Source organism: Kitasatospora sp. MBT63 (assembly GCF_000710465.2).
Classification (GTDB): Bacteria; Actinomycetota; Actinomycetes; order Streptomycetales; family Streptomycetaceae; genus Kitasatospora.
Map to the genome: position 1 here is coordinate 1 of NZ_JAIZ01000615.1, position 665 is coordinate 665.

Annotated in this window: 1 protein-coding gene; it reads left to right on the forward strand. The window is 71.1% G+C overall.

The window, feature by feature from the left end:
- Positions 1-665, forward strand: a 665-nt coding sequence (locus AA75_RS32065) for an Ig-like domain-containing protein (RefSeq protein ID WP_033823851.1), incomplete at both ends; no start/stop codon positions are given.

Here is a 665-nt window from a genome sequence, read left to right on the forward strand (position 1 = left end):
GCCGGAGTCAGCACGCTCACCATCACCGCTCACAACGGCGCCGGCACCGACGCCACCCAGACCTTCACCCTCACCGTCGACAAGATCGTGACTACGACCTCACTGACCGCCGCGCCGAACCCGGTTACGGCGGGCCAGCAGGTCACTCTGAGCGCGTCGGTCGTCAACAACCCCGCCGGGGGGCCGGTGCCGACCGGCACGGTCGACTTCTTCGACGGGCCCGACCCCAACACCGCCACCCACCTGGGGAACAGCGTCACCCTCGACGGCAACGGCAACGTGAGCCTGCATGTCACGCTGGCCACCGCCGGCACGCATACCGTCAGGGCCGTCTACGGCAACGACGCTAACCACCAGACCAGCGCCTCCGACGGCTACACCCTAACGGTCGACCCCGCGGTGGAAGCCGTCGCCATCGGCACCCCGGCCGCCCTGCCCGACGGCACCAAAGGCCTCGCCTACAACGCCCTGCCCCTCGCTGCCACCGGCGGCACCGGCCCCTTCACCTGGTCCAAGACCTCCGGGAACCCGCCCCCGGGGCTGACACTGAACGCGGACGGCACCATCGCCGGCACCCCCACCGCGCTCGGCACCGCAACCTTCACCGCCCGCGCCACCGACAGCAGCGGCGCCTACGCCGAACGCACCTTCACCCTGACGGTGAC